This window comes from Rheinheimera soli, assembly GCF_021290985.1.
In the GTDB taxonomy this organism is placed as follows: Bacteria; Pseudomonadota; Gammaproteobacteria; order Enterobacterales; family Alteromonadaceae; genus Pararheinheimera; species Pararheinheimera soli.
This window is the reverse complement of the sequence record NZ_JAJOYU010000006.1, coordinates 65,644-92,201: the sequence shown is the minus strand read 5'-3', so window position 1 is coordinate 92,201 and position 26,558 is coordinate 65,644. Positions and strand designations below refer to the sequence as shown.

22 protein-coding genes are annotated in these 26,558 nt (G+C 46.5%); 12 read left to right on the top strand and 10 right to left on the bottom strand.

Annotation, left to right across the window (positions count from 1 at the left end):
• Positions 1-171: 171 nt before the first annotated feature.
• The 4 genes from LSG37_RS06300 to LSG37_RS06285 form a co-directional block, all read right to left on the bottom strand.
• The gene (locus LSG37_RS06300; RefSeq protein WP_233079070.1) at positions 172-2,082 is read right to left on the bottom strand and encodes an extracellular catalytic domain type 1 short-chain-length polyhydroxyalkanoate depolymerase; all 1,911 of its coding nucleotides are present in this window, start codon (positions 2,080-2,082) and stop codon (positions 172-174) included.
• Between the two features lie 230 nt (positions 2,083-2,312).
• A complete protein-coding gene (locus LSG37_RS06295; protein WP_233079069.1) occupies positions 2,313-2,774 on the bottom strand; it encodes a VOC family protein in 462 nt (153 codons plus the stop codon).
• A 78-nt stretch (positions 2,775-2,852) separates the two neighbouring features.
• Entirely contained in the window at positions 2,853-3,350 is a 498-nt protein-coding gene (locus LSG37_RS06290; protein WP_233079068.1) for an STAS domain-containing protein, read from the bottom strand.
• Positions 3,351-3,361: 11 nt separating this feature from the next.
• The gene (locus LSG37_RS06285) at positions 3,362-4,693 is read right to left on the bottom strand and encodes a PP2C family protein-serine/threonine phosphatase (protein WP_233079067.1); all 1,332 of its coding nucleotides are present in this window, start codon (positions 4,691-4,693) and stop codon (positions 3,362-3,364) included.
• 204 nt (positions 4,694-4,897) lie between these two features.
• On the opposite strand from LSG37_RS06285, the gene LSG37_RS06280 reads away from it, so the two are divergent.
• From LSG37_RS06280 to LSG37_RS06255, 6 genes are all read left to right on the top strand, one after another.
• The gene (locus LSG37_RS06280; RefSeq protein WP_233079066.1) at positions 4,898-6,301 is read left to right on the top strand and encodes an AlkA N-terminal domain-containing protein; all 1,404 of its coding nucleotides are present in this window, start codon (positions 4,898-4,900) and stop codon (positions 6,299-6,301) included.
• On the top strand, positions 6,298-6,798 hold the full coding sequence (locus tag LSG37_RS06275) for a methylated-DNA--[protein]-cysteine S-methyltransferase (RefSeq protein ID WP_233079065.1): 501 nt from the start codon (positions 6,298-6,300) through the stop codon (positions 6,796-6,798). Before LSG37_RS06280 ends, LSG37_RS06275 begins: the two co-directional genes overlap by 4 nt.
• 154 nt (positions 6,799-6,952) lie before the next feature.
• Positions 6,953-7,837, top strand: coding sequence for a pirin family protein (locus LSG37_RS06270; protein ID WP_233079064.1), 885 nt, complete (start codon positions 6,953-6,955; stop codon positions 7,835-7,837).
• A gap of 193 nt (positions 7,838-8,030) precedes the next feature.
• Positions 8,031-8,744 (top strand): 5'-methylthioadenosine/S-adenosylhomocysteine nucleosidase, encoded by a 714-nt coding sequence (gene mtnN, locus LSG37_RS06265; protein ID WP_233079063.1) that lies wholly within the window; start codon positions 8,031-8,033, stop codon positions 8,742-8,744.
• Positions 8,745-9,704, top strand: a complete 960-nt coding sequence (locus LSG37_RS06260; protein ID WP_233079062.1) for a cobalamin biosynthesis protein CobD/CbiB — start codon at positions 8,745-8,747, stop codon at positions 9,702-9,704.
• 216 nt (positions 9,705-9,920) lie between these two features.
• Positions 9,921-14,342, top strand: a complete 4,422-nt coding sequence (locus LSG37_RS06255; protein ID WP_233079061.1) for an EAL domain-containing protein — start codon at positions 9,921-9,923, stop codon at positions 14,340-14,342.
• 82 nt (positions 14,343-14,424) lie between these two features.
• Here LSG37_RS06255 and LSG37_RS06250 read toward each other — a convergent pair whose 3' ends face one another.
• The 4 genes from LSG37_RS06250 to LSG37_RS06235 form a co-directional block, all read right to left on the bottom strand.
• Positions 14,425-14,727, bottom strand: a complete 303-nt coding sequence (locus tag LSG37_RS06250) for a type II toxin-antitoxin system RelE/ParE family toxin (RefSeq protein WP_233079060.1) — start codon at positions 14,725-14,727, stop codon at positions 14,425-14,427.
• Positions 14,715-14,972 carry a type II toxin-antitoxin system Phd/YefM family antitoxin gene (locus LSG37_RS06245; protein ID WP_233079059.1) on the bottom strand — a complete coding sequence of 86 codons (258 nt, stop codon included), beginning with the start codon at positions 14,970-14,972 and terminating at the stop codon, positions 14,715-14,717. Before LSG37_RS06245 ends, LSG37_RS06250 begins: the two co-directional genes overlap by 13 nt.
• 88 nt (positions 14,973-15,060) lie before the next feature.
• Positions 15,061-16,026, bottom strand: coding sequence for a hypothetical protein (locus tag LSG37_RS06240; RefSeq protein ID WP_233079058.1), 966 nt, complete (start codon positions 16,024-16,026; stop codon positions 15,061-15,063).
• Positions 16,027-16,107: 81 nt separating this feature from the next.
• Positions 16,108-16,665, bottom strand: coding sequence for a hypothetical protein (locus tag LSG37_RS06235; RefSeq protein WP_233079057.1), 558 nt, complete (start codon positions 16,663-16,665; stop codon positions 16,108-16,110).
• A gap of 401 nt (positions 16,666-17,066) precedes the next feature.
• On the opposite strand from LSG37_RS06235, the gene LSG37_RS06230 reads away from it, so the two are divergent.
• The 5 genes from LSG37_RS06230 (at position 17,067) to LSG37_RS06210 (ending at position 22,741) form a co-directional block, all read left to right on the top strand.
• A complete protein-coding gene (locus LSG37_RS06230) occupies positions 17,067-17,918 on the top strand; it encodes a DMT family transporter (RefSeq protein ID WP_233079056.1) in 852 nt (283 codons plus the stop codon).
• A gap of 240 nt (positions 17,919-18,158) precedes the next feature.
• On the top strand, positions 18,159-19,433 hold the full coding sequence (locus LSG37_RS06225; RefSeq protein WP_233079055.1) for an efflux RND transporter periplasmic adaptor subunit: 1,275 nt from the start codon (positions 18,159-18,161) through the stop codon (positions 19,431-19,433).
• A 37-nt stretch (positions 19,434-19,470) separates the two neighbouring features.
• Positions 19,471-20,175: an ABC transporter ATP-binding protein gene (locus LSG37_RS06220; protein ID WP_233011176.1), complete on the top strand. Its 705-nt coding sequence runs from the start codon at positions 19,471-19,473 to the stop codon at positions 20,173-20,175.
• 9 nt (positions 20,176-20,184) lie between these two features.
• Complete coding sequence (locus LSG37_RS06215; RefSeq protein WP_233079054.1) at positions 20,185-21,495, top strand: ABC transporter permease; 1,311 nt, start codon at positions 20,185-20,187, stop codon at positions 21,493-21,495.
• Between the two features lie 10 nt (positions 21,496-21,505).
• Positions 21,506-22,741, top strand: coding sequence for an ABC transporter permease (locus LSG37_RS06210; protein ID WP_233079053.1), 1,236 nt, complete (start codon positions 21,506-21,508; stop codon positions 22,739-22,741).
• Between the two features lie 501 nt (positions 22,742-23,242).
• On the opposite strand, the gene LSG37_RS06205 is transcribed toward LSG37_RS06210, so the two are convergent.
• Both LSG37_RS06205 and leuE read right to left on the bottom strand, forming a co-directional pair.
• Positions 23,243-24,088 (bottom strand): DUF2971 domain-containing protein, encoded by an 846-nt coding sequence (locus tag LSG37_RS06205; RefSeq protein WP_233079052.1) that lies wholly within the window; start codon positions 24,086-24,088, stop codon positions 23,243-23,245.
• Between the two features lie 82 nt (positions 24,089-24,170).
• Positions 24,171-24,815, bottom strand: a complete 645-nt coding sequence (gene leuE / locus LSG37_RS06200) for a leucine efflux protein LeuE (protein ID WP_233079051.1) — start codon at positions 24,813-24,815, stop codon at positions 24,171-24,173.
• Positions 24,816-25,122: 307 nt separating this feature from the next.
• Here leuE and miaB point away from each other — a divergent pair, with 307 nt between their 5' ends.
• Positions 25,123-26,550 (top strand): tRNA (N6-isopentenyl adenosine(37)-C2)-methylthiotransferase MiaB, encoded by a 1,428-nt coding sequence (miaB, locus tag LSG37_RS06195; RefSeq protein ID WP_233079050.1) that lies wholly within the window; start codon positions 25,123-25,125, stop codon positions 26,548-26,550.
• Positions 26,551-26,558: the final 8 nt, after the last annotated feature.

Here is a 26,558-nt window from a genome sequence, read left to right as displayed (position 1 = left end):
ACCGGCTGTGCATGAAGTCCACTTTTGTTTTTTTGTCATTTGGTCTCAGCCGATCCATTGCTTTTATGCAACCTCTCACTGCTTAACTTACTGCTCATTTCAGACAAAAAACAGGGCAAGACATTAGGTCTTACCCTGTTTTTATTCAATGACAACTTAGCGGCAATTTAACTATTGGGGGCAAGCGCCCAGTTGCCAGTACCCGCTACTACTGGACGATAAAACACTGACGCCCCAGGTAGAGCCTGCCAGCGCTGTATTGCTGCCGGTCGCAAAATAATTTGGTGCATATGGATTACCGGAACTATAGGCCCGGCCTGCCAGTTTGTGACTGTAGTTATTGGTGCTGAACTGCACACAATCTGCCGGTGGCTGTGGTGTTGGATCGCCACTATCGTCCCCTCCACCAGTGCTGCTGCAACTTTGAGTGGGGCCAAAACAACTGGCGTCATTATCCTGCCAACGGCACTGATTACCTGTAACCAGCTGTTCACGCAATATAAAACTGGCGGTGCTGTATTCCAGATAACAGTTGGCATAATTGGTGTAGTTCAACCGACCTGCAGCAATGTGCTGATCAAGCGTCGCGTTTTGTCCTGCATCTATGCTGAAGTTAACTAATTCCGAACTTAGCAAGCCTCCGGCATCAAGTGCTGTGACTAAAGCTGTATTGTTACCGCCAGCTAAACCACAACGCTGGGCACTAAATAAATCGCCGATCAAAGTGGCAGCGACAGTGCCTGTACTGAATTCAACACTGACAGAGGCCAAATCACGATTTAAATCAAACACCCGGCCTGTGACAGTGGCACATTGCCCATCCACAACAACGGACAGCTCACTCAGTTCTGGTGCTGCGGCTGGAGGTGGCGGCCCTAGTAAAACTGAGCTGCTGTAAGGGTCACTTACCAAACCTTCGCTGTCAGTGGCTGTCACTGTGATTTGATACCAATCGTTGGCCAAAACCGGGCTGGTCAGGCTGAAGTTGCCTGTGGTGTTGGGCGTTGTGCTGACACTCACCGTCTGGTTCATGCTGTTATTAAAACTGGCATGGATACTGATGGAGTCCGCATCTGCGTCCGTTGCTTTCCCACTAAGGCTTATTTGATTAGTAGTCTGGCTGACACTGATATCTGTCAGTTCTGGCGCGCTATTGCGGTTTACTCTTTGGTTATTGTCACGGAAATACTGCCCTAAATAACTGGCGTAATTAATACCGTTGCCATTGATGTAGGATCCACTGGCACCCTGACCGCCAGACCAGGCGTGATCGACATTATTGAGCCACAACATAGACACCCGACCGTTTTGCCATAAGCTCTCATCTGCAGTGCGGCCAGTGCCGTTGCTGATCAGGTTCTCACCCGCCAATCGGCTTACGTTGTATAAATCGGCCATGCCAGTGGCATTTTGCTCGTTATAGCAAAGGTTCACTGTAGTGTCGTTACGGCCATGGGCAATAGAGGCAATCTGGCTGGTAAAGTGACTGGAATAACTGCCGGCGTATTGGTTACAGCGTGTTGCAACATCCGCGGTTTCACAAGGACCAAGAGCACCACTAGAGCTGGTGCCTATGCTTGGGCCAGCACTAACGCCAACACCAGCAAAAATATCAGGTGCAATACAAGCTGTGGTATGAGCAAAAGAGGCACCAGAGGACAAACCGGCAATATAAACCTGATTCGGGTCTATCTGATAACTTGGGGTGGCCATTAAGGCGGTCGCCAGATTGATCAGGTTTTTATAATCGCCACTGCTGCGGTTTCTGGTTCCCTGCCAATAAGACCAGCAACCAAAACCCGCTTTATTCATTGCATCAGGTACGGCAATGACCAGGCCATGCTGTTCAGCCGCTTGCGCCAGATTTGCAGTTAAGTAAGCATCTACCGACTGAGTACAGCCATGCAATACCACCAGTAAGCCCCGGCCCTGACCAATAGAAGATACTGAATCCGGGGTATATAAATGTACTTTGTTAAAGCCGCCAACTGCCTGATTTTGCTGCCAGCTACCGGCCAAAGCCGCTGAAGATAATAGGCCCAGCGTTAACAGAGCCGCCAGAGGGTAAGAATATTTTTGCACTTTGTCTGTTCCTTATCTTTATTGTTTTGATGAACACCGAAGCAACGCAGCCCTTCCCTGTTTGTTCGTTAGCAACTACAGCAGCAGGCTTTGGCGTGAAAAAAACTATAGATGGAACAGCTAAAAAGCGCGGTAGTACTTTAGTGCTGTGAGCGATGAATACAAAGGTCAAGGGCGCATTGCTGCGCCCTTGTTTAATAACTATTTGATGATGATTGTTAAGTTCACTGCTACCCAAACATCTGTGCTGAGCGTTTTGCCATTTCTTCTTCAGATACATCTTCTACGTGAGTAGAGATCATCCACAAGTGGCCAAAAGGGTCTTGCAGACAGCCACTACGATCGCCCCAGAATTGGTCTGCTACCGGCATGGTCACAGTGGCCCCAGCCGCTGCTGCTCTCTCTACAAAAGCATCCACATCAGGTACGTAGATCATCAAAGTCACAGGGCTGGCACCCAGCATATCCGGGCTTTTTGTGCCCCACTCATCACTCTGCTCACTGAGCATAAATACTGCAGCGCCTATATGCATTTCGGCATGCATTACAGCACCGGACGGCATATTCATCCGCATTATGGTTTCGGCACCAAAAGCTCTCTGATAAAAATCCAGTGCCGCCGCCGCATTTTTGATCACCAGATAAGGCAATACTGCAGAGTAGCCTGGTGGAACCGCCTGAACGTCGGACATAACCTTCTCCTTATAAGTCGTTTATTTGAAGTTAAAAAAACGCTATGAGTATAGTCAGAGATACAGAGGCTGCACTGTTCAACTTAACTGCTGCTTTAATACATCCACCACAGACTGAAACTCACTTCTGTTTTTCTCATTCAATGCAATCAGTGCTTCGTGTGCATGCAGGATCATCAGACCTTTTTGCTGATCGCTGTATGGCTGGGCTTGAACGCTGGTCATATCGAACTCTTTATCTGTACTCTGCTGCACAATATCAAAAGCCTGATCCAGGCAAAGGCTAAACAGCAGTTCGTTGACCTGGGGCTGAGTGGAAAACAAAGTAGGTTTTGGCAATTGCTGCTGCTGACAATAACGCGCCAGACTGGCCAATAAACCTATATAAGTGCTGTCCATAAAGCTGGCTTGGTTTAAATCTACCACCAGTTGTTTACACTGCAGTTTTGCAGAAAACAGCCGTTCAACCAGATCGTCCATACCGGTCGCATTGGTATAACGCAGCTCACCACGCAATTTGAAAAAACAGCAATGCTCAACGCAGGCGAACAGAATTTGATCTTGTGGTGTTGTCATAGGTTTGCCCTTTATCTGCGTAGGTGCCGGGTTAACTTCAGTATAGTTAAATCGTCGGGCAAAGGCTGAGTTGGATCTATGGCTAAAGCCTTAAGCAAATCGGCGATGTCGTTTTGCTCTGCACTAACCTGCAATAAATGCTGCAGTTTTTGCTCTGTATTTTGTTGTGGTAATACATCTAACACACCGTCGGACCATAAAAATAAGCTGCTGTTTTCCTGAATTAACAGGCAGTGATTCGTGTAACTGGCAAAATCAAACATACCCACAGGGGTGCTTTTTAATTCCAGATAGCTGCCATGCTGCTTTTCTAACAGCAAAGGCCAGGGAAAAGCGCCTGCGTTGGCATAGGTTATTTCTGCAGTCCGGGTGTCCAGCACCGCATAAAACAGCGCTATGTATTTGCCGATTTTTTCCTTCAGCAGCTCTTTGTTTAATTCAGCCAAAACAGCAGCAGGATCAATAATATGATCGCAGGTGCCACGCTGATAACGTTCCAGCTTAGCGCTGATAAAACGCTTCAGATACACAGTCACAAAGGCCGATGCCACGCCGTGACCTGACACATCGGCGATATAAAACACTACCTTGTGCTCATCGACCGCAAAGTAATCGACAAAATCACCGCTCATAAATTCAGATGGATACAAGGCATGGCAAAACTGATATTCAGCACAATGGAAACTTGGCGGTGGTAACATTTTAAACTGCACCTGCTTGCCGGCTTTTTCCCCCGCTTCCAGTTCCGCCAAAGAATGCTGTAATTGTTGATTACTGCATTGTAATTGTTCAGTTCTGGATTGAACTTGTTGTTCCAGACTGGCATTAAGCTGTTCTAACTGCTCAATCGCCATATAGGCTCTTAATGCAGACACCACGCTGGTCGTCAGGCGTTGCACTGTCAGCTCAGTTTTAGATCGGTAATCATTGATATCATAATCCAGCACTATGCGATGCTCGGGCGCCTGTCCCGGCTGACCTGTGCGCAAAATAATACGTACCAGTTGATTTTGTAACTGGTCACGAATGTAGCGCACCAGAACCAGACCAGCGTCATCAGTTTCCATCACAACATCCAGCAGTATCAGCGCTATGTTGCTGTTCGTTTCCAGAATATCCCTGGCTTCGGCGGCACTGTAAGCACTTATAAACTGCAGTTTATGTTGCAGGAAAGTAAAATCACGCAACGCCAATAAAGTGATCTGATGTATTTCTGGCTCATCATCAACAATAAGCACTGTCCAACTGGGTCGCTGATCGTCATCCGATTCAGCGTCAACAGCAAACAACAGTTCATCGTCATCAGAGCCTTGAGTTGGCTGGGCATTAAAGTGTTGCTCCATACAGCTTTCCTTCACATTAATGTCTGTTCGCACGAGTTGAAGAAGTGCAGAGGTATGCCTTAACTATAGCCGCCTGTAATCAACCTGCAGTCCGGGTTTTGTTATCCAGCTCAGAAAACCCTTTTCTTTCAGTGCCGGATCCGGCCAGCTTTTTTCTTGCCGCCAAGGTACACTCTGATTAGTTTTTGCTGATGAGTCTTTGCCATGCTGGATCCTTTGGTATGCCAACAAGCCCGTTTATCGCGTGACAGCCGTTTTGATGGTCTGTTTTTTATTGCGGTAAAAAGTACTGGTATTTATTGCCGTACTATTTGCCCGGCAAAGTCTCCGGCTGAACATCAGGTGAGTTATTTTTCCTGTGCAGCAGCTGCAGCATCAGCAGGTTATCGACCTTGCTTACGTTGCAGACCCGACAGTGCGCCACAGTCTCCGGCCTGGCTTGGGGTCGAAACCAGTGTCAGGCGTGCTTTAAAACTGATAGCTGAAGGTGCTTTGGTGCATGGCGATCAGGCCGCTTTAGCCTCGCGTCTTGGTATTAGTGAGCGTTATTTACGTAAGCTGTTTCAGCAGCATTTAGGGGTTGCGCCCAAACAATATGCTTTGTATCAACAGGTACTTTTGGCCAAACAGCTGTTGCATCAAAGCCAACTGCCTGTGCATCAGATCGCTGCTTTATCTGGTTTTCACAGCATCAGGCGTTTTAACGATGCCTTTAAGCAGCAGTTGCTGTTAAACCCAAGCCAAATCCGCCGTAAAAAAATGACAGGACACTCATCCGTGATTGAATTACAACTTAGTTATAGGCCGCCTTTAAACTGGCAAGCTCAGCTGGATTTCTGGCGTCAGCGCACTTTGGATGGTATGGAATGGGTGAAAGGTGATGCTTATGGCAGAACTTTTAGCTGGCCTACTCCTCAAGGTATGGTGCATGGCTGGTTTGAGTTAAGTCCGGTGAAAGAAGGTGTGATGCAGTTAAAACTGCATTGGCCGAGCCAGCAGGAACTGACCTCAGTGCTGCAACGTATTCGCCAACTGGCCGATTTAGATGCCAATATGCCACAGATAGAACAGCAGCTTGCACCTGTGTTTGGCGACTTTCTGGAATCAGGCTTAAGGCTGCCGGGTTTATGGAACCCTTTTGAAGCAGCGGTGCGGGCTATTTTAGGTCAGCAAGTCAGTGTGCAAGGCGCTCGTACTCAGCTAAATAGGTTACTGACAGAATTAGCGGAACCATTAGCTGATGATCCAGAGAAAAAGCTATTTCCAACGCCGGAAGCTATCCGTCAAAACGAGCTTTTAATGCTTAAAGTGCCACAAGCCAGACGCGATACCTTAAAACAACTGGCCGCTACTGTGATAGCAGAACCTCAAAGCACGCCGGATGACTGGTTAAAACTCAAGGGCATAGGACCCTGGACTGTGGCCTACAGCAAAATGCGTGGCCTTGCCGATCCGGATATCTGGTTAGGTGGTGATTTAGGTGTGCAAAAAGCCTTAAAACGCCATGGTGATATCACACCAGAGCAACTGGCTCCCTGGCGCAGTTACGCCACTTTTCAGCTGTGGTTTAGCTTATCCCGCCCTGCAGTAACGGAGCAAATCAAATGAAACAACTGCAATTTTCCACACCTTTAGGACTTTTGGTTGTCACTTCCAATACCAAGGGCATTGAATCCATTTTATTTCGCGACCATACAGAGGCGCCGGATCACAGCAACGATATGTTATTGCTGGACTGCAAAGCTCAGTTTGATGCGTATTTTAAGGGCAGCTTGCAACAATTTGATTTACCCTTAGCCGCCATTGGCACAGATTTCCAACAAGCAGTTTGGCAGCAACTGAGCCAAATCCCTTTTGCACAGCTGCGCAGCTACAGTGATATTGCCCATGCACTGAATAACCCAAAAGCAGTAAGGGCCGTAGGTGCTGCCAATGGCCGTAACCCTCTGACCATTATTGTGCCCTGCCACAGAGTGATAGGAGCCAATGGCAGCTTAACCGGCTACGCAGGCGGCTTAGAGCGCAAAGACTGGCTGCTAAAACATGAACAAAACACAGCGCAGGCCTTGGGTTTGTTTCAGCTGGAAGCCAGCATAGCTCCGTAGGGGCGACCTTTATGGTCGCCCGCATCAATCAATCCGCCCAGCGACGGGAACGTTCAAATTTTTAGAACACTCAAAGCAAAACTATCCGCTATTGCTTCGATTGAAGAGCTGTTTTAATAGACCTATCAACAACCACTGAATAGGTGAAGTGAACATGACAGCCCGTACTTTAAAACAATTGATCCCTGCCATGCTGGCCTCTGACGGCGCTGGCGTAAAAATTAAACGTAGTCTGGGCCAAAGTCAGGCCGTACGACTGGACCCGTTTTTAATGCTGGACGCTTTTGGCTCAGACAAAGCCGATGACTACATTGCTGGTTTCCCAGCCCATCCGCACCGTGGTTTTGAAACCGTCACTTATATGCTCGATGGTCATATGTTGCATGAAGATCATCTTGGCAATCAGGGCCATTTAACCAGTGGTGGCGTACAGTGGATGACGGCAGGCCGCGGTATTATTCACTCAGAAATGCCACAGCAGGAATCTGGTCTGATGCGTGGTTTTCAGCTGTGGATTAATTTACCAGCCGCAGAAAAAATGAAAGAGGCCGCTTATGTCGATATTCCGGCCTCCGACATTCCGCTGGTAAATTTAACGGCGCAAAGTTTTGTCAAAGTCATAGCTGGCGAAACAGAGCTGAATGGCAACATTGTTCGTGGTCCTATTTTTGGCTTATCGACTGAACCTTTGTATCTGGATGTGCAGTTAGAGGCAGATCAAAGCCTGACTTTTCCAGTCACGGCTGGTCATAACGCTTATGTTTATCCTTTTGAAGGCGAAGTGTTTGTTGAAGGTTTAAAAGTGGCCAATCATCATGGCGCTGTCCTGACAGATGGCGACAAGGTTAGGGTATCTGCAAAAGATAAAGCGCGTTTTATTCTGTTAGCAGCCAAGCCAATAAAAGAGCCAGTAGTGCAATACGGTCCCTTTGTGATGAACAAGCCAGAGGAAATTGAGCAAGCCATTCGTGATTATCAGGCAGGAACCCTGACCAATAATCAGCAAGCCAAAACCATAGCTATTCATAAATCAATCTGAGATCTCGTAGGGGCGGGGCTTGTCCCCGCCCGTCTTGAATTCCAATCCTATGCCAGACAGCTGGTTTATCCCCGCCCGTCTTGCATGCCCATCCGATGCTAAGTTGGGTTGACCCCATGCCAGCAATTGTTCGGGTGTAATTAATAAAGGGCGGATGGTATCATCTGCCCTTTATTATTTTGAGGATCGGCAGATGCAACTTGTGGGTATTATCGGCGCTATGGAGCCGGAGATTGCAATTTTAAAAGCTCAGTTAAGCGATATGACCAGTGTCAAACTGGCCGACTATGAATTTTATCGGGGTCGTCTGGCCGACACTGACGTCGTTTTAGTGCAATCAGGCATAGGTAAAGTAGCTTCTGCAGTCGCCACCACATTAATGATTAGCCAGTTCAAACCAGACTGCGTGATCAATACAGGTTCAGCCGGTGGTTTTGACCCGGAATTAAATGTAGGCGATGTGGTAATTTCATCTGAAGTGCGGCATCACGATGTAGATGTGACAGCTTTTGGTTATGAAATTGGTCAGGTGCCACGTATGCCAGCAGCTTTTACCGCCCATCCGGCTTTGATTAGCGCAGCGGAGCAAAGCATCACTACCTTAGGTTTTTGCAAAACGAAAAAAGGCTTAATCACCACAGGTGATGTGTTTATGTGCCAGCCTGAGCGTATTGCTCAAACTCGCGCACAATTCCCAACCATGCTGGCGGTAGAAATGGAAGGAGCAGCCATAGCTCAGGCTTGTTATCAGCTCAATACTCCATTTGTGGTGATCCGCAGCTTAAGTGATATTGCAGGCAAAGAGTCGCCTACCTCTTTTGAAGCTTATTTAGAAATCGCCTCGAAAAACAGTTCTGCCATGGTGCTGGAACTGCTGAAAAATCTGAAAACGGTTCAGTTAAGCTAAATGCCGTATTGGCTGGACGATCTTTCGGCTTATCCACTGGTACTGCTAAGCATTTGGTTGCTTGGCAGCCAGTTGTTATTGCCACAGGATTATCAGCCTTTAACCTTTTTCCGCATTTTTGCCAAACAATTGGCCGCAAAAGTTCATCCTGATCCAAACCGGGCAACCAGTCAGCAACTGATATCCGGCAGTTTAGCTTTAGCTTTAGTGATACTGCCTACGCTCGGCTTACTTGCCCCTTTGTACTGGTTATCCGATTGGCCTTTGGTGCTGGATGGGCTGTTGCTGTATTTCTGTTTGGATTTTGTTTACTACCGCAAACAAAGTCACAAAATAGCCCTGGCAGTTAGTCAGCAACAAAACAGCAGAGCCAAAGATCTGTTACAACCTCTGGTGTTACGCCAGACTCAAGGTTTAAGCAGCACAGGCTTATGTAAAGCCACGATAGAAATGCTATGGCTTCGTACTGCTAAACAATGGATAGGGGTCAGTTTCTGGTTTTTAATTGGTGGTGGTCTAGCCGCTGTGGCTTATCGTTTACTGCTTTTATGTAATCAACAGTGGAACGATAAACACAGTAACTTCCGCTATTTTGGCCGCCCCGCTGCCTTGTTAACTCAATGGGCCAGCTTTCCTGCCTGTCTGATCACTGCCTTGCTGTTGGCTATGTTGACCGATATTACAGGTGCATTCCGGTACTGGCGTGAAGCTTCACGTCTGAAGTTGTGTTTGCCGCATCTGCTTATTCTGGGTGCTTTGGCTTCAGCTTTGCGTGTCAATCTGGCCGGCCCCGTCATGTACCAACAACAGAAGAATCAGCGACAACGACTTGGAGCTGCCCATTTACCTCAGGTTAGTGATCTGCTTGGTTCTGTTAAACTAAACCGGCAATTTCAGCTGTATTCGGCTCTTTTTGTATTTATTTTCAGTCTGTTACAAGTGCTGTGGTTTATCTATTAACAAGCTGGCTGTTTTTGTAAATTTCTTTAGAACTATGCTGGACTTTATAACGCCATTCACTGTATTTTCTTAGGCTTCTTGCGGCAGATTGACACCTATAAAAATAATAACCAGACCTGTAGAGGAATCGTTTTGCCTGTTTTCGCCCTGTTGCGCTATGTTTGCGGCCTGTTGCTGCTCTGTTGCTTTTGCAAATCTGCAGTAGCTGCACCGCTATTGCAGCCACTAACTCCGGACCAAAATTTATCTCAGGGTTCAGTCAACGATTTGTTGCTCGACCGTCAGGGCTTTTTATGGGTTGCCACTGATGCGGGTTTAAACCGCTACGATGGCTATAAAAACCTGTTGATTGGTGCAGACTCCCCTCAATTACAAAGCCTGGCTTTTACTCAATTATTGTTAGATTCAAAACAAAAACTGTGGGCTTTAGCGCCACGTTCTGGCTTGTATGTTTTTGATCCACTCAAAGCAGAGCTGTTTTTACACACGTCCTTGCCCGGCACTGCGACACTGCAAAATCGGTTTGTCAATTTGATACAGTCAGACGACGAACACTTACTACTCAGTACCAGAACAGAGCTTTACAGCTATCACACAGACAAAAGCCAACTGACCGTTTTAGCCAGACTGGCCGATATAGAGTTAGACGACGCCAATATCCGCGTGTTGTTACAATCCCCGGAGTGGATACTGCTGGGTACCAGTCATGGCTTAGTGCTGTATGACAAAACCACCAAACAACTGAAGCTGGTGCCTCATTTACCCCCAGGCCAGTCGTTGGACTATCAACGTCATGTCAAAGCTTTACAAATTCAGGATCAGCATCTGCTGGTAGGTACTGTCGAAGGCTTGTATCAACTGGAACTGTCGGCAATTAAGCAGTTTTTAACATCAGGGCAAACTCCAGCAAGCAAAGAGCTGATTGCCGGGCCTAATGTCTGGCAAATTAAGACCCAGTCTGATCATTTATTAGTGGCTACAGAACGAGGTTTGTTGCGTTATACACCAGAGCAAAACAGCACAGAACTGCTACTCAAATTCAGCGACAGCAATTTTAATTTATCCGACGACAATATAGTGGCCTTGCAAGAGGATGGTCAGGGTGGTTTTTGGCTTGGCAGTCGTTTTGAAGGCGCTTACTACTGGCATCCCCGCAGTAAAGCCATTCGCAGCTTCAGTCAAACTGGGCCTGATGCTTTAAGCAATGACAAAATAACCTCTATTGTCGAAAAAAATACAGAAGAGCTCTGGCTTGGCAGCCGTAATGGCCTGAACTTATTAAATCTGGAAACTCAGGAGACTCAGCATTTTCTGGTTAATCCAGATCCAAAGGCGGTCTGGCATACCAGCACCATCATGAATTTGTCGATGGATACTGCTGGCGATTTATGGTTTTTATCCTCCAGTGGTCTGAACTACTTTTCCAGTCAAAACAAAGAGCTGCAACCAGCCCCAGTCGCAGAGCCAGAGCAACTGGATGTGCTGCAAAACGCGCGGCCCGGCAGTTGGCTTAATCAACAACAGCCTTTTTACCTACTGACCAGAGACAGTTTTTATCTGTACCAGGCTAAAACAGGCCAGGTTGAAGAACTAACGGCATTAAACCAAAAGTTGCCAGCCAGCGGGGTGCGGTCTGTTTTGGGTAAATGGCCTGGTCAGCCAGACTGGCTTGTGCTGTCTGCTTACGAAAAACTCTGGTTATACAATGAAAAAACAACAGAGTTAAAGCTGTTGTACCAGGCTGAAGCAAGCCAGGCTTTTAGTATGCGTTTTGCCGATCAGATGGCTCTGGATAAAAATAATACCTTGTGGTTCAGTGCGGCAGATATAGGCTTGTTGGCTTTTGATGCCAAGACTATGCAGCTGAAACATCATTTTCACAGTAAAAACAAACTCAATACTAATGTGGTTTATGCAGTAAACCGCGATCAACTGGGGCATATCTGGTTCTCCAGTTTGCATGGTGTATCTTCGTTAAATGTCGATACTCTGCATATAGAACAGTTCAGCAAAAAAGATGGTTTATCCAGCAATGAATTTATCGTCCAAAGCAGTAAAACCTTAAGCAATGGCGAGATGGTGTTTGGCTCCATTCGGGGCATCAACTTACTGTCGCCTGTTGCGCTGACAGAACCCAGACGTAAGCCCCGTATTGTCATTACTCAACTGGATTTATTGTCTTCCCCTATAGAAAGCCCGCTCACCGATTTATCAGGTCAATTTTTTAGTTTGCCTTATGACAGTCAGGGCTTAACCATCAGTTACTCCAGCCTGAACTTCCGGGACAGCGGCAAAATGCGTTACCGTTACTGGTTGGATGGCCCACAGCGTTTAGTTTTTCCTGAACAAAGCTCCAGTTCTGTGATGTTTCCTCAGCTAACTCCGGGCGATTATCAATTTAACGTAGTGGCTGTGTCGCCAGTGACTGGCCTTGAAAGCGAAGTGGCAACAGTGCGCTTAAGAGTTGAACCTGCGCCATGGTTGAGTTACTGGGCCTACATGGCTTACGCTTCTGTCACCCTGATTGTGATGTTGTTTTACCTGCGAACCCGGCAAAAACAGCAACGTATGCTCAAAATAGCTCATGCCAAAGTGACGGCCAGTGAGCAGCGCTTAAAACAGGCGCTGGATTCCATAGACAGTGGCGCCTGGGAATGGCATGCCCGCAAAAACATTATGTTTGCGTCCCGTATTTACAGCATGCTTGGGTATCAGGAAGCACTCAATCCGCTGGCGATGAGCCAGCATTTGTCTTTATTGCATCCGGAAGATAAAGACGCTTATCAGCAAGCCTGGCTAAAACTGATGCAAACACCGGATAAAACCTTTGACCACACTTACCGTATGCAACATAAAAATGGCAAATGGCTGTGGTTCCGTGACATAGGTAAAGTGGCTGAAGTGGATGATGAAGGTCAGCCAGAACGGGTCATTGGCACCTTCAGCAACATTACCGAAACCAGAGCGAACCAGGAAAAAGCCAGGCTTTTTGGTGAAGCTTTCCAGCAAACCCGTGACTGGGTAGTAATTTTAGATGCCAGCCAAAGAGTGATTGCAGCCAACCAGTCTTTTGCCGATGTATTTGGTTCTGTCGATCAGTATCTGGTCAGCCCAAAAACTCACCATCTTGGCATCAGCCTGCAACGCCGTCGTTTTTATACCTCGTTATTACGTGGTTTAACCGTCAACCAACACTGGCAAGGTGAAGAGCTGGTGCATACACCAGACGGTAAAGAGCGCCCTGCTCTGATCAATATCAGCGCTATTGGTGATGTGGATAAAGTAGAGTTTTTTGTATTGGTGTTTACTGACATCACAGCACAAAAAGTGGCAGAAGAAGAACTACGTTATTTAGCCAGTTATGACTCGCTAACTGGCTTGCCTAACCGTACTTTGCTGATGGATCGTATTCAGCATGGTATTGAACAGGCTAAACGCGCGAAAAAATCTCTGGCCTTGTGTTTTATCGATTTGGATAAGTTTAAACAGGTCAACGACTCTTTAGGCCACGATGTAGGCGATCAGTTACTGCAGGAAGTGGCCAAGCGTTTGCGTGCCACCTTAAGAGAAACCGACACCATAGCCCGTTTGGGTGGTGATGAATTTGTGGTGCTGCTGGAAAGCTACAAAAACGATGACAATATCAGCCATGTAGCCAGAAAAATGCTGCAATCTATTGGCGAACCTATGCAATTAGGCACTCATACCGTCAGCGTGTCACCAAGCATAGGGATAGCTGTATATCCGGACGATGCCACGGACGCCAATTCGTTATTAAAACATGCTGACGTGGCCATGTATCACGCCAAAGATTTGGGCCGTAATAACTTCCAGTTTTTTATTGCCGAGATGAACGAAAAAGCTCATATGCAACTGGCCAAAGAAACCCAGTTACGACAAGCCTTTAAAGATGGCGAATTTATTAACTACTACCAACCTATTGTCGATTGCCGCAGCCAGTCCGTGATAGGGGTAGAAGTATTAATGCGCTGGAGTCATAAAAATACCCTGATTCCGCCAACCGAATTTATTCCTATGGCAGAAGATTTACGTTTAATTATTCCTATGACTTTATCCTTGCTGGAACGGGCTTTAGTCGATTTACAACAATGGCGTCAGGCCGGCTTAGACTTGTATTTGTCGGTGAATTTATCCACCAGTCATTTAGAACAACTGTCTTTGGCGGAACATACTGAAAAGCTGCTGAATAAATACCAGTTGCCCGCCTCTTGCTTGCGTTATGAAGTGACCGAAAGCGCACTGATGCGTGACCACGAAAAAGCCATTACCACTATGCTGGCGCTGAACCAACTGGGTATTCAGCTGGCGTTGGATGACTTCGGTACGGGCTATTCGTCGTTAAAGTACTTAAAAGAACTGCCAATAGACGCCATTAAAATTGACCGCAGTTTTGTTAAAGACATTGGTATAGATCCAGATGATGAAACCATTATCGAAGCCATTTTGTCGATGGCAGGCAGCTTAGGTATGAGTTGTGTCGCCGAAGGTGTGGAAACCGAACAGCAACTGGCATTTTTCAGCAGCCGCCAGTGTTATCTTATTCAGGGCTATTTATTTGCCAAGCCTATGCCTGCGATAGAACTGATCAACTGGCTGCATAGTGAGCACTTAAATTAACTGGTGATTACCTTAGCGGCGCCCGTCTGCGCAGAAACTTTTAGTTTATCGCAAGGCCGCAGGCCTAGAATGACGCGAATTGTTAGCTGTTTCCAAGCATAAACGCACGAAGCTGCCGCTCCTCTCGCATAACAGAGAGGACAAGAACTCGCTGCTCATCCTCACGATAAAAAATACGACAGGGTGGAACCACTAACTCCCTGTATACCGAATCAGGGAGCTCTGGAGGGATCGGCACGGATTTGGGGAAAGTTTCCAAACGCCCGGCTTTATTGAAAACTTCCTTAACGAGAGCGGTTGTGGCAGCAGTATTGTCCAAAGCAATGTACTCTGCGATGGAGTCCAGTTCTTGAAGGGCGGGCTCAGTCCAGATTACTTCAGCCATTTACTCATTTTCTCTTGGGCCTCACTTTGGCTATAGGTTCTTCCCTCAAGTACAGCGCGCTCTCCCCGAACAAGCCCTTCAAGCAGCGCAAGCCGACGCTGCATGAACTCATAATCCTGCACATCAACAAGGTATGCGGATGGCTGGCCATGCTCCGTAATCAGTACGGGCTCTTTCGTCAGATGCAGATCTGCCAGAATCTTTGTAGCCTGACGCTTGAGGTTCGTAACGAGTTCAACTTTCATGGGTTCACCCTGATCTAAATTCCAAGTGACACTATAGTATCACTTTACGGGGGAGGCAATCGCTGCTGACGCCGAGTGCAGCGCTTTGCTATATTTTGAATACTTCCGCACCAAGGGATAATCTCGTATTTACTTCCAAGTCGTTTACAAACAACTCCCAATCTCCTTTTGCTACCCTCCTCTGACAGTAGATAGAAGCCATGCGAATAAAGCCTTTAGTGACAACTCGAAGGTCTTCAATAAATTGATCCATCTTCTCTTCGTAGCTATTACCATATGATAAGAAGATCGAATCTCTATAGTTCGCCTTACCCCGATAGCGGAATGCCTGAAAGAGGAAATTTACTTGACCTCTCTCTAGCTCATTGTCTCGTAACTCTCTTGCCGCCTTAGTTCTGAAATTATCGACGTTCAGCTCTTTAAACTGTCTCGAACTCTTAATGCGCTCTTCAGCTTCCCATTTTCTATAGTCGGCAGTACCACTCAAATAGCTAAGACAAGCGCCCTTCGCATCGTCTAAACCTTTAGCGTATGTATTCAAATCAACTTTATTGCCATTGCGGAGTTCACTAATTTTTTCGTCTACATCTTTTTTAACCAGAGTTGATAGATAAAGATTAAACGGATAGACAAGCAGCTTTTTCTCAGCAAAATCTGCGTGCCAAGCTTTTGCTGTTGCCGTATGTGTCTCTTGCTGGGCCCCTGAGGAAGCCGCCACCATAGCGCTTGCAGCAAAGTAAGTAGCGTAGTACCAAGATATAATCGCAGATCGGCAGATATCATATTTATGAGATACATCTGAAGCTAGTGCGTTTAAGGAAGCAAGATTGTGATATGCCATTAGCATATTTTCAAAGACTACTGTGTCCGCTGACTTATTCTGATCGCGTCTTTGAACTTTGCTGAAGACTGACTTAATCTTTTCGTCTGAAAACTCATCACTATTAATAATTTCGGCTAATGCCCTCATCCAATTAATAGTTCCTTGAATAGCAAAAGTTGGCTGAGGTTGATCTTTTGCCTCAAAAAGTCTACTCAATAACCATTGTGCCATTGCACTTCCTTAAAAATATAACGCCCGCAGCACACGAGTGCGTAGCGAGTCGAGGCCGATAGGCCGGTGTGACTGCTATTGTTATAAGACATGATCAACCGGTGCCTCTTCAGCCAGGTTATCCAAATAGCATTCAAGATTGCCCTTAATTTTTTTAAACACTCTCGGAAAGTAATCCGCTAGCTCTTGAAAGGTCGGATTGTCTGATTGAGGCCCACCATGGTAATGGCGCATATGGTCAAGAATGTCTTGCTTCTCTTCATCCGATATAGTTTCTAGTGGATTTGATGCGTTATAGCCATGAAAATTAGAAAGGTGGATAAAGGCACATCCGAATTTGTAGACCGAGCGCGCCCAACCGGCGAATTGTTGCGATACTTCGACCATCATCGCGTCAGTGACAACAGCTTCCTTCCCTTTGGGGGTTGTTACTTTCCAACGTTCACCGTTAACGGTACTTGCCATCAGCCGATTTCTTTCTTCAAGATCAGGTATGGATAACAAGTAAAGAACTCGAATTAACGAATCAAGCTCTTGTCTAAGAATCGACATCATTGAGCCGGGCAGGTCACGTATGCGTGAGAACGCGATCTCGTGTTCATCTGAACGTGATTTTATCAATTTGATGAATTCGTGCACGAAACCTTCCTTGTCTTATAACATTTGTATATTGTGCTGGCACGCTTTCACTGGTTTGACACTGGTTTAAGCAGATAGCGAGATAGCATTAACTTATTGATAAAAAGCAATTAATTACAATCAACCACTGCCTGCTGTGACTCAAAGCGTGCTGGCACATTCTTACTTTTGTTTGGCCTGTTAATTTTAGGTTGGCACACTCTAAGTTTCTAAATTAGCGTGCATTTCCTTCTTCAGCAACAAATAAATGTGCCTGTTGATTTGCTCAAAGCGTGCCTGCTTTATGGTTATAGCAAATAACACTGTGTATTCGTCCCTATCTGTATGCCCCCTCGTCCCGCTTTGCAACATCAAGACCTTAAAGAGTATACTGCGCGCCTCTTCGATGGATGTGATTTCCGATGCAACCCAATTTGCTGAAAGGCGCGTTATTGCTGTTACTGGCAGAAGCTTGTTTTGCTGGTATAGGCGCGTTAGTCAAACTGACCAGCGACAGTGCCAGCAATGCACAGGTGGTGTTTTTTCGCAATTTTTTTGCCTTAGTGGTGATGCTGCCCTGGCTTTGGGTGCAAGGTAAACAACTGCTATATACCAAGCGCTGGTATCTGCATTTAAGCCGCTCCATTACCGGCATTATTTCGATGTACTGCTTCTTTTATGTCATCAGTCAGTTACCCCTGGCGCAGGCTATGGTGGTGCTTTTAATGTCACCTTTTATAGTGCCGCTGATTGCCAAATATTGGCTAAAAGAAACGGCCAGCCGTTTAACCTTATTCAGCATAGCTTTGGGTTTTGGCGGCGTGTTATTGGCTTTACCTGTAGCCAGCGGTGGCGGTGCTTTTTATCTGTTTTTAATAGCGCTGTTATCTGCCGTGTTAGTGGCTGTCACCAAAACCACCATTCGTTACATGTCTGACACTGAACCCGCCGCCCGTATCGTCTTTTATTTTTCCTTGCTGACCGCCATTATCTCTTTTGTGCCTGTGCCTTTTTATTGGCAGGAATTGCCAGCTATCGCCTGGTGGGCCTTTGCTTTTATGGGTATTTTGGCCGCTATAGGCCAAATGGCGATGACCAAAGCTTATGCTTTAGCGCCCGCTTCAGATATTGGGATTTGGACCTACAGCTCGGTGATTTTTGCCGGCCTCTTTGGTTATTTATTCTGGTCAGAACCTGTCACCATGAGCTGGTTTGCAGGTGTGGCTATTATCTTTTATGCCGGGTATATCACCACCAGACAAAGGTTATGGTAACAGCCCTTCGTCCTTGAAGCTGCGGACCTTGTTGACTGCATGCTCTCTCTAAACAACGATTTCAATCCATAGACGGGCGACCATAAAGGTCGCCCCTACGTCTTACAAAACAATCTTCATGGTTTTAAATCACAAAATTTATTTTTATTCGCTTCAAACCTTTTTTCTTTTACTTACGACTCATTGGTAATAGCGGCATTTTTTGATGCCTGACCCAAGACGAAAAGTGCAGGAAAAACCATGAAAATAGCGGATACCAGCAGCCAGGACGAGCGACTAGCACCGAAAAAAACCACTAAAAAAATCTGGGTAGCAGGCTCCGTCAGCCTGCTGTTGGTATTGCTGTTATGGCAAATTATTCCGGCAGCGCGTAGTTGGTCGCAGTCGGATATGTCGGTGTCTTTATCGCGCGTACGGCTGGATACAGTCAAAACTGCGGATTTTACCCGCGATATTTCAGCTCAGGGTCAGGTGGTCGCAGCGGTCAGCCCTAAACTGTACGCACCTGCAGAGGGCACCATCAGCTTATTGCTCGACGCAGGTACTGAAGTTAAACAAGGCGATGTACTGGCTATTATCGACAGCCCCGAGCTGAACAATAAACTGCTGCAGGAACAAGCCACATTTTACAGCTTACAAACCAGCCACGACCGTCAAAAAATCTTAGCGAAAAAGCAGCAACTGACCGACAAAAAAGCAGTGGATATAGCGCAAGTAACTTTAACCACAGCAGAGCGGGAAAAACGCCGCGCTGATCAGGGTTTTGAAAAAGGCGTGATCAGCAAAATTGAACATGAAAAAGCTCAGGACGATTTAGAAACAGCCAAACTACAACACCAACATGCCGTTGAAGATGCCCGGCTGAATAAAGAAAACCTCGATTTTGAAGTACAAAGTTTAGCCCAGCAGTTAGACCGCCAGCGTTTGCTGGTCGAAGATTTCCAGCGTCAGGTCAATGGCTTGCAGGTTCGTTCTCCGGTCAATGGCTTATTGGGTAATCTGGCGGTAGAAAACAAAACCTACATCACCAAAAACCAACTGATTTTATCTGTGGTGGATTTAAGCCAGTTTGAAGTGGAAATTGCCGTACCAGAAAGTTATGCCAACGACTTAATCATTGGTTTGCCAGTGGAGGTCACAGCTGAGCAGAAGCTGTATATGGGCAAACTGGTGACTATTTCCCCTGAAGTCTTTGAAAACCAGGTGAAAGGCCGGGTACGTTTTACCAAAGAAGCTCCTCCTGCCCTGCGCCAAAACCAACGCTTAAGCAGCCGTATTTTGCTGGAACACCGCGAAGGCGTAATGCAGGTGGCCCGAGGTCAGTTCCTCGACAGCAGCAATGGCAAATTTGCTTACAAAGTCGCAAATGGTATGGCCATCAAAACCCCGATTGAACTGGGAGCCCGCAGTCTGAACTCAGTCGAAATTCTGGCAGGGCTACAACCAGGCGATCAAATCATTACCTCTGGCACCGATATTTTCGACGGTGCCAGCACAGTACAACTTAATAACTGAATAAATAATTAAGGCTAAAAAGCCAGAGGGACTTGTTATGTTAACTATGAATAAAATCAGTAAATCCTTTATCACGGACGATGTGGCCACTCATGCGCTGCGTGATATTCAGCTGCATGTCAACGAAGGAGACTTTGTCAGTGTGACTGGCCCTTCAGGCTCAGGCAAAACTACCTTTTTAAATATTGCTGGTTTACTGGAAACCAGCACTAGCGGTGAATACCTGCTGGACGGCGAAGACATCGCCAAACTAAACGACAGCGGCCGCTCCCGCATGCGTAATCAGAAGATAGGTTTTATTTTCCAAAGCTTTAACCTGATCCCGGATTTAAACCTGTTCGACAATGTGGATGTACCTTTGCGTTACCGTGGCCTGAATACAGCAGAGCGCAGAAAACGTATTGAACACCATCTGGATCAGGTGGGTTTAGCCTCCCGGATGAAACACCTGCCAAGCCAGTTATCCGGTGGTCAGCAGCAACGTGTAGCCATAGCCCGGGCTTTAGCCACCTCACCCCGCTTTTTACTGGCGGATGAGCCCACAGGAAACCTTGACAGCCAGATGGCACAAAGTGTGATGAGTCTGTTGGAAGACATCAATAAAGCCGGCACTACCATTTTAATGGTGACGCACGATCCAAGCCTGGCCGCCCGTGCTAAACGTCAGATTTACATCAAAGATGGCCATGTCAGCGAGCTGACCAACAAAAACTCTAACTTGCATGTGGTTGGCGAAGCTTAAGGAGCCGCTATGTTTTCTTACTATGTAAAGCTGGCTTACTTGAGCTGCAAACGCACCTGGGGCATGACGCTATTGATGGTCTGCGCCATAGGTTTAGGTATAGGTGCGTCTATGACCACTATTACTGTCAACTACCTGATGTCGGCCAACCCTATTCCGCATAAAAGTGAGCAGCTGTTTTTTGTGCAAATGGACAGTTGGCAGCCAAACAATCCATACAACGATGATGGTGATGCGCCAGAGCAATTAACCTACCGTGATGCCACCTACTTATGGCAAGCCCAAAAAGCTAAACGCCAAAGTATTCAAAGCGGTATGTCTGCAGTAATAGAGCCTGCCGACAAAGAAGTGTTGCCTTTTATGGTGCAGGGCCGCGCCAACAGTGCCGACTTTTTCCCTATGTTTGATGTGCCTTTTTTATATGGTAGCGGCTGGGACCATCAGGCTGATCTGAAAAAAGAACGGGTCATTGTGATCAATGCCGAACTGAATGAGCGTTTATTTGGTGGCAAAGACTCCACAGGCCAGACAGTGCGTATGGCCGGTGAAGATTACAAAGTGACAGGGGTAATGGACAGATGGAATCCTAAACCAAGGTTCTACGATATCAGCACAGGCGCCTTTAACGACGTAGAAGAAGTCTTTGTGCCTTTTAGTTTAATTACCGAACAGAAATTCAGCCGCTCTGGCAATACCAACTGCTGGAAACCGACAGAATCAGGCTTTCAGGCTTTTTTAGACTCTGAATGTATTTGGGTGCAGTTGTGGGTGGAATTACCAACAGAGCAAGACAAAGACGCGTACTTCAGCTTTATGAATGCCTACGCTAAAGAGCAGCATCAATACGGTCGTTTTGCCCGCACCGACAACAATAAATTACGTGATGTGATGCAATGGCTGGAAAACCAGCAAGTGGTATCAGACGACGCCAGCATGATGATGGCGATGTCACTGATGTTCCTGCTGGTGTGTTTACTGAATACCGTAGGCTTATTACTGGCGAAGTTTTTAGGTAAAGCCTCAGAAATTGGCGTGCGTCAGGCTTTAGGAGCAAGCCGTAACGACTTGTTTATTCAGCATTTAATCGAATCAGGCTGTATAGGGTTAGCAGGTGGCTTATTAGGTTTGATCCTCGCCTTACTTGGGCTTGAAGCCATCAAAGTGATGTACGGCGATTGGATCCGCGATTTAGCTCAACTGGATTTGACCTTAGTGGCTATGGCTATTGGTTTAGCTATTGTCAGCGCTTTATTAGCAGGTTTGTATCCCACATGGCGTGCCTGTCAGGTACAGCCGTCCGTTCAGCTGAAAAGCCAATAAGGAGTTTGCCATGTTAGAACTATTAGCCCGATTGGAACTGGGCCCCATATTCCGCGCTTTAATGCGCAATAAAATTGGTGCTTTGCTGATCGCCCTGCAAATCGCCCTGACCCTGACCATTATGGTAAACGCCATTTTTATGATGCAGGAACGTAGCCAGCAAATGGCCAGAGCCAGCGGTTTAGATGAAACCAATACTTTTTATCTGAGCAACACCGTTTTTGCGCAAGACTACAATCTGAAAACGGCTTTACAGCAGGACTTGCAGCGTATTCGTCAAACTCCAGGTGTAGTAGATGCCATCCAACTGAACGCTATTCCTTTAAGTGGCGGCGGCTGGTCTATGAGCCTGCAAACCAAAGCCGGCGATGATATTGAAGGCACAGGTTCTGCGGTTTACATGGTGGACGAGCACGGTATCAATGCTTTGGGCCTAGAGCTAATCGCAGGTGAAAACTTCCAAAGCTCAGACATCGGCTGGCGTGAAATAGGCAGTACCAAGTGGCCTGCTAAAACCATTATCACCAAGGCATTAGCAGAAGCTATGTTTGAAGGTGACTGGAAAAGCGCCTTAGGAAAAACTGTCTACATTGACAACCATCAGCCGATGCAAATCACGGGCATTATCAACACTCTGCAAGCACCATGGAATGGCTGGAATGGCGTAGAGCGCAGCATGCTGGTGCCGCAACAACTGGATGGCAAAGGCAGCCGCTTTTTTATCCGCACCGAACCAGGCCGCCGCGACGAGTTAATGCCTGTAATAGAAAAAATGCTGGCCGAAAGCGACAGAGGCCGCATTATCCGTAATGTCACCAGCATGGAACAAACCCGTGACGAAAGTTATCAGGAGCATCAAGCCACCAACACTATTCTGCTAACGGTGATTATTGTACTGACGCTAATCACAGGTTTTGGCATTGTTGGTCTGGCGATGTTCAGCATCAACAGACGCACCCGCCAAATCGGCACCCGCCGCGCTTTAGGCGCCAGTCAGTGGCAGGTGATGCGCTACTTTATGCTGGAAAACCTGCTGATCAGCTTCGCTGGTGTAATCTTAGGCGCAGCAGGAGCCGTAGGTTTAAACATCTGGCTGGTTTCAACCTTTAGTATGAGCCCGTTAAGCCCTGTACTACTTGTGATTGGTGTAGTGGCCTTGTTAATAGTGGGCCAACTGGCAGTCAGTTATCCGGCCTTAGTAGCATCGAAAATTTCGCCAGCTACTGCTACAAGAGGACGGGCTTAGACCTGCTGTAACGACTCCCTGGTAAGTAAAAAGTTACCAACCTTTCCCTCAGCTTTTTTGTCCTTCGGCTGAGGGATTTTTGTTTTTAGCTCCGAAAGAATCTACGGCAAGTAAAAAATGAACAACATTTCCCTCAGATCTTTGTCCTTCGGCTGAAAGGGTTTTATTTTTATCTCCGAAAAATCCAAGTATCTACAGCAATAGAAACCTGAATCTGAATGGGCCCCCATTAGGACGCAAGCCGGGCAAAATGGGGTGACCAAGGTTTTAAGACGAGGAGTGTTTGAGCGAGGAGCGGTAGCGACGAACGAGTTGCCGAGTCGCCTTGGGCGCACGATTTTGAGCCGGGCTTTCGCAGCGGCCTGGGGTCGCCTTTTCTTTGGATACTTTCTTTTGGCGACGCAAAAGAAAGTATCTCGCCAACGGCGAAACCGTTGTTAGGGAGAAATAATTTACTGTTTCCTTTAGTTTTTATATGCACTTATCTAGATTTTTTTGGAGTTAATAAATTGGTGGCTGGTTCATTTTTGAACGCGTCACATCAACTTTCAAGCCATATTTATCTTTCACTAATGTGCATACTAGATCGAAAAACCATCCAGGGGCTTGAGGTGCAACCACAACCTTCGTTATCAATTCATGTAAGTTTACTTTATGTATTGTTCCTCGCTCACATTCGGGCCTGTCGCCAAAAACATTATCTCTTGGATCATAAGAGATCAGTCGAACCTCTTTCTCGAAAGAATAAAAATGATGCTTATGAAAATAAGGGGCCAGAGGGTCAGAACTCTGAAAAGAATCTTCCTCATGAGCAATGTAATGGACATCGGTCAAGAACAATTGGTATTTGGGGTCAGCGCAAATAGATCGAGCTAACGAGTCTGTACTTGAAATCACACACACAGCATCAACTGAACCACCATAAATTTTCCACATCGCCATACTTTCAGAAGAGCCTGCATGCCAACAGCTAACATCAAGCCATTCACGATGTCGTTTAAATAGGTCTCTCGCATCTGTCTGTTTCACGGGAAAGTCACCAAAAACAGTATTAATGAAATGTTCAGGAGGGTCTTTAATGATTGGAGTTTCTGTCCTTTGACTTTCTTTTTTCGCAACAAAGCTATGTGGCAGTGTGTAATTAGCGAAGTGATACCAGCGGTCAACTACTTTAGTCTCTAAGAGTATATGGTGATGAGTTAAGCTCCCTTCGAGATGATCTTCAAAACATGAGAGACGCGTGAAAAATAGACTGGAAGAATCTAAAAGAGATACTAACTTTGTAAAATCCATATATCTATGTAATTCAAAATCTTCATTACAACGACCATTCTTCGTAAAAGCCATATAACTCCTCAAACTGCTCAGCTAAATAATGCTAGATTCGATGTTGATGAAACCTTTCGTTTACACAGCTAAATCGTGAGATTTACGCCAAAGCCAATCTCACCGCAAAGCCGGTAAATAGCAGCCCTAACAGCAAATTCCCTGCTTGCCCAGCTTTAGGTTGGCCTTTGAAGAAACTGGCTATGGCGGCTCCTGCGTAGACTAACGTGGTCAGATACAGCAAGCTGATTATTTCCAGTACTACTGCGAGCACCAGATAAGGCACCCAGTTGGGGCTGAAACCGGAGTCGATAAACTGAATAAAAAATGACAGGAAAAACAAAATGGCTTTAGGGTTGGTCAGACTTAATAACAACGACTTGCGAAACACAGAAGCACAGGTCGCAGCAGCAACAACAGCTGGTGCTTGCGTGTCGGTGCTGGCTTTGGGTTGACGTAAACTCAATAAAATTTGGACGCCTATATACAGCAAATAGGCAGCGCCTAAGTAACGTATCCAGCGGAACAACTCGGGTGAGGCTAACAGCACAGACGCCAGCCCAAGGTAAGACAGAAAAATCAAAGTTGCATCACCCAATAGCACAGCTGCAAGCGCACACCAGGCGTGCTTTGATCCCTGCACTATGCTGGTTTTCAGCACAAACAGACTATTAGGCCCCGGCATCAGGATAATCACTACCACTCCGGCCAAAAAGGTCCAGAACTGAATCACACCAAAACTTTCCATTATTATCCTCTGAGCCTTATTTTTACTGACTCTGCATTGTTATCGCACAGCAAATATTATCAGGCCAACGGCTTATAAAAGTCACTGCAATTTAGCGGGGAAATTGACAAAACCCGGAGAACACGACTGCATGGAAGCAACTTAGCGTCAGACTATGACGCAAAAGTTACTATGCAGGTTTTATGATCCAGCTTTAAAGCGTTACAAATCCACTCGCAGCCGATCCACTGCTGGCACTTCAGGCCCTACTAGGATAAAATGCGCGTCCTTTTTCTTGGCGTTAACTTTTTTACGGGCTACAACACAAATGGGCAAAAAGCTGCACATTAAGACCTGGGGCTGCCAGATGAACGAATACGATTCATCCAAAATGGCGGACCTGCTGGATGCAACTCATGGCTACACTCTGACTGAAGATGCTGCTGAAGCGGACGTGATCCTGCTGAACACCTGCTCTATTCGTGAGAAGGCTCAGGAGAAGGTATTCCATCAGTTAGGTCGCTGGCGTCCGCTGAAAAAGAAAAACCCGGATTTGATTATTGCGGTGGGTGGTTGTGTGGCTTCTCAGGAAGGCAAAGCCATTCGTGAGCGTGCACCTTATGTCGATATCGTATTTGGGCCACAAACTCTGCACCGTTTGCCTGAAATGATTAACTCAGTGCATGGCAACAGATCACCAGTGGTTGACGTGTCCTTCCCGGAAATCGAGAAGTTTGACCGTATGCCGGAGCCAAAAGCAGACGGCCCTACCGCTTTCGTGTCTATTATGGAAGGCTGTTCTAAGTACTGTACCTTCTGCGTAGTGCCTTACACCCGGGGTGAAGAAGTCAGCCGTCCGCTTGATGACGTCTTACTGGAAATTGCCCAGTTGGCTGAACAAGGTGTACGTGAAGTCAACCTGTTGGGTCAGAACGTGAATGCCTACCGTGGTGAAACTTTTGATGGCGAAATCTGCCATTTCTCTGAGTTACTGCGTTTAGTGGCCGCCATTGATGGTATCGACCGTATTCGTTACACCACGTCGCATCCTGTTGAATTTACGGACGATATCATCGAAGTGTACCGTGATGTGCCTGAGCTGGTGGATCACCTGCATTTACCTGTGCAATCCGGTTCAGACCGCATTCTGGCGCTGATGAAACGTAACCATACGGCGATAGAGTACAAGTCGAAAATTCGTGCGCTGAAAAAAGTACGACCGAATTTATGTATGTCGTCTGACTTTATTATCGGCTTCCCTGGTGAAACCGCAGAAGACTTCGAAGCGACTATGGATCTGATCAAAGCGATGAACTTTGATATGAGCTTCAGCTTTGTCTACAGCGCCCGCCCTGGTACTCCAGCGGCCGATTTGCCGGACGATGTATCGGAAGATGAGAAAAAACAACGTCTGTATGTGCTGCAAGACCGTATTAACCAGCAGTCATTACAAATTGCCCGTGCTATGCTCGGCACTGAACAACGTATTCTGGTCGAAGGCCCGTCGAAAAAAGACATTATGGAGCTGACCGGACGTACGGAAAACAACCGTGTGGTGAACTTTGAAGGTTCACCAGATATGATTGGCCAGTTTGTAGATATTTTAGTGACCGATGTCTTTACCAACTCATTAAAAGGTAAAGTGATTCGCACTGAAAAAGACATGGATTTACGTCGTGAAGTATCGCCACAACAAATTATGGCGGCTAAAGCGGCAAAAACAGACGAATTGGGAGTGGCAACTTTTACTCCTTAGTTTCAAAC

Bases quoted from the DNA above. Each gene is read 5' to 3' on its own strand.
- LSG37_RS06295 (WP_233079069.1), bottom strand. From the start codon at position 2,774: ATGTCCGACGTTCAGGCGGTTCCACCAGGCTACTCTGCAGTATTGCCT.
- LSG37_RS06290 (WP_233079068.1), bottom strand. From the start codon at position 3,350: ATGACAACACCACAAGATCAAATTCTGTTCGCCTGCGTTGAGCATTGC.
- LSG37_RS06285 (WP_233079067.1), bottom strand. From the start codon at position 4,693: ATGGAGCAACACTTTAATGCCCAGCCAACTCAAGGCTCTGATGACGAT.
- LSG37_RS06280 (WP_233079066.1), top strand. From the start codon at position 4,898: ATGCTGGATCCTTTGGTATGCCAACAAGCCCGTTTATCGCGTGACAGC.
- LSG37_RS06275 (WP_233079065.1), top strand. From the start codon at position 6,298: ATGAAACAACTGCAATTTTCCACACCTTTAGGACTTTTGGTTGTCACT.
- LSG37_RS06270 (WP_233079064.1), top strand. From the start codon at position 6,953: ATGACAGCCCGTACTTTAAAACAATTGATCCCTGCCATGCTGGCCTCT.
- mtnN (WP_233079063.1), top strand. From the start codon at position 8,031: ATGCAACTTGTGGGTATTATCGGCGCTATGGAGCCGGAGATTGCAATT.
- LSG37_RS06260 (WP_233079062.1), top strand. From the start codon at position 8,745: ATGCCGTATTGGCTGGACGATCTTTCGGCTTATCCACTGGTACTGCTA.
- LSG37_RS06250 (WP_233079060.1), bottom strand. From the start codon at position 14,727: ATGGCTGAAGTAATCTGGACTGAGCCCGCCCTTCAAGAACTGGACTCC.
- LSG37_RS06245 (WP_233079059.1), bottom strand. From the start codon at position 14,972: ATGAAAGTTGAACTCGTTACGAACCTCAAGCGTCAGGCTACAAAGATT.
- LSG37_RS06240 (WP_233079058.1), bottom strand. From the start codon at position 16,026: ATGGCACAATGGTTATTGAGTAGACTTTTTGAGGCAAAAGATCAACCT.
- LSG37_RS06230 (WP_233079056.1), top strand. From the start codon at position 17,067: ATGCAACCCAATTTGCTGAAAGGCGCGTTATTGCTGTTACTGGCAGAA.
- LSG37_RS06225 (WP_233079055.1), top strand. From the start codon at position 18,159: ATGAAAATAGCGGATACCAGCAGCCAGGACGAGCGACTAGCACCGAAA.
- LSG37_RS06220 (WP_233011176.1), top strand. From the start codon at position 19,471: ATGTTAACTATGAATAAAATCAGTAAATCCTTTATCACGGACGATGTG.
- LSG37_RS06215 (WP_233079054.1), top strand. From the start codon at position 20,185: ATGTTTTCTTACTATGTAAAGCTGGCTTACTTGAGCTGCAAACGCACC.
- LSG37_RS06210 (WP_233079053.1), top strand. From the start codon at position 21,506: ATGTTAGAACTATTAGCCCGATTGGAACTGGGCCCCATATTCCGCGCT.
- LSG37_RS06205 (WP_233079052.1), bottom strand. From the start codon at position 24,088: ATGGCTTTTACGAAGAATGGTCGTTGTAATGAAGATTTTGAATTACAT.
- leuE (WP_233079051.1), bottom strand. From the start codon at position 24,815: ATGGAAAGTTTTGGTGTGATTCAGTTCTGGACCTTTTTGGCCGGAGTG.
- miaB (WP_233079050.1), top strand. From the start codon at position 25,123: ATGGGCAAAAAGCTGCACATTAAGACCTGGGGCTGCCAGATGAACGAA.